Origin of the sequence: Streptomyces sp. CC208A (genome assembly GCF_030010625.1) — a bacterium.
Lineage (GTDB): Bacteria > Actinomycetota > Actinomycetes > Streptomycetales > Streptomycetaceae > Streptomyces.
In genome coordinates, this window is record NZ_JASCXN010000082.1 from 1 (window position 1) to 2,539 (window position 2,539).

At 70.3% G+C, this 2,539-nt stretch carries 1 protein-coding gene; it reads left to right on the top strand.

From position 1 onward, the window contains the following. On the top strand, positions 1-2,539 hold a 2,539-nt coding region (locus QK442_RS35980; RefSeq protein ID WP_282698350.1), incomplete at both ends, for an amino acid adenylation domain-containing protein.

Here is a 2,539-nt window from a genome sequence, read left to right on the forward strand (position 1 = left end):
GCCACGGACGGTCTGTCGAACGACGTGTTCTTCAGCGATCTGGAGCGTGCCTACGCGGGTGTGGATCTGGAGCCGTTGGAGGTGCAGTACGCGGACTACGCGGTCTGGCAGCGGCGGGTCCTCGGCTCGCCGGACGATCCGGAGAGCCTGCTCGGCCGCGAACTCACGTACTGGAACGAGGCGTTGACGGGACTCCCGGCGGAACACGGCCTGACTCTCGACCGGCCGCGCCCGGCGCGCGCCTCGAACCGAGGGGGAGAGGTCGAAATCGACCTCGGTCAGGATGTGTTCGAGCGCGTAGCCGCTCTCGCCCGTGAGGAGGGTTGTACGCCGTTCATGGTCGTCCACGCGGCTCTGGTGGCGGCGTTGAGCCGGCTGGGGGCGGGTGCCGATCTGGCGATCGGCTCGCCGGTGGCGGGCCGGAGCGACGAGGCCCTGAACGGTCTGGTCGGGTTCTTCGTGAACACCCTCGTTCTGCGGACGAACAGCGCGGGTGACCCGTCGTTCCGGGAACTCCTCGGACGGGTCCGTACGGCGGACCTGGATGCCTTTGCCCATCAGGAGGCGCCCTTCGACCTCGTTCTCGAAGCGGTCAACCCCACCCGCTCACTGGCCCGCCACCCCCTCTTCCAGATCTGCCTCGGTCTGGAGGCCGGCGGGGCGCCCGAGCTGAACCTTCCCGGCCTCCCCACCACCACGGTCACCGGAACGGGAAACGGTGCCGCCAAGTTCGACCTCGAATTCCTCCTGCGCTCCGACGACAGCCGGCGGCTGCACGGTTCGGTCCTGTTCGCCGCCGAGCTGTTCGACGAGGAGACCGTACGGCGCATGGTCACGCTCCTCGGCCGTGTCCTGGACCAGGTGCTCACCGACCCGGGCCTCCGTCTCTCCGCCCTGGAGGTCCTGTCGCCCGAAGAGCGCGGGCTGCTCACCGGCCCGTGGTCCGGGTCCGTGGTGGAGACCGGCGATGGCTCCTTGGTCGGGCGGTTCGAGGAGGCGGTGGCGCGGCATCCGGAGCGCACGGCGCTGATCGACGGTGACCGGAGGATTTCGTACCGCGAGCTGAACGCTTCCGCCAACCGGTTGGCCCGCCATCTTGGTGCCCGGGGTCTGGGCCGGGGCGACCTGGCGGGTGTGCTGCTCGACCGGGGCGCGGACTTCGCCGTCGCCGTGCTGGCGGTGGTCAAGGCGGGAGCCGCGTACACCCTCCTCGACCCCGACTTCCCCGACGAGCGCCTGCGATCGGCGGTCACGGATGCCGGTATCGCGCTGCTCCTCACCGTACCGGCGCAGGCCGCCCGGGTGGAGGGGCCCTGGGCGACGGTCGACTTCCCGTCGTACGACGAGCTGGCGGGCTTCTCCGCCGACAATCCGGCCGTGGAGCTGGCCGGTGATGATGTGGCCTGCGTGATGTTCACGTCCGGGTCGACGGGCCGGCCGAAGGGCATTCTCTCCTCGCACCGCAATCTGGTCTCGACCGTCAGCGGGCAGTCCTACGGCCGTTTCGGTCCGGCGGAGGTCTTCCTTCAGTGCTCACCCGTCTCCTGGGACGCGTTCAGCCTGGAGTTCTGGGGTGCTCTGCTCCACGGCGGGACGACCGTCCTGCAGCCCGGCCAGCGGCCGGAACCGGTGCTGATCAGCGAGCTGTCGCGTCGGCACGGCGTCACGATGCTCCAGCTCTCCGCCAGTCTCTTCAACTTCCTCGTCGACGAGCACCCCGAGACCTTCGCCACCGTCACCGTGGCCTTCACCGGTGGCGAGGCCGCCTCCCCGGCCCACGTGCACAAGCTCCAGGAGCAGTGGCCGGGCATCAGGGTGGTCAACGGTTACGGGCCGGCCGAGTCCATGGGCTTCACCACCACCCACACCATCGAGGAGCAGGACGTGGTGCAGACGGTGGTCCCGATCGGGACGCCGCTGGTGAACAAGGGTGCCTACGTCCTGGACCCGTACCTGAACCTGTGCCCGCCGGGCGTGACCGGAGAGCTGTACCTGGCGGGCGAGGGCCTGGCCCACGGCTACCTCGGCCGCCCCGACCTGACGGCGACCCGTTTCGTCCCGAACCCCTTCGGGACGAAGGGCGGCCGCCTCTACCGCACGGGTGACCTCGTCCACTTCGACACCCACGGCAGGCTCGTCTACGAGGGCCGGGCGGACGATCAGATCAAGATCCGTGGGTTCCGGGTCGAGCCCGGCGAGACCGAGGCCGTACTCCTGACCCACCCCGCCGTCACCCAGGCCGTGGTCACCGTCCACGAGGAGCGTCTGGCCGCCTACCTCGTCACCAGCACCGACACCCCGCCCGACGAGGTCCGGCGGCACGTGGCCGACCGCCTCCCCGACCACCTGGTCCCCACCCACATCACGGTCCTGGACCGGCTGCCGCTCACCCCCAACGGAAAGATCGACAAGCGCGCCCTGCCCGCCCCCGCCACCCACACCACCACCGGAAGGGCACCGCGCACCCCGCTCGAAGAGACCCTCCTCGCCCTCTTCGCCCGCACCCTCGACACCACCACCCCCCTCACCATCGACGACG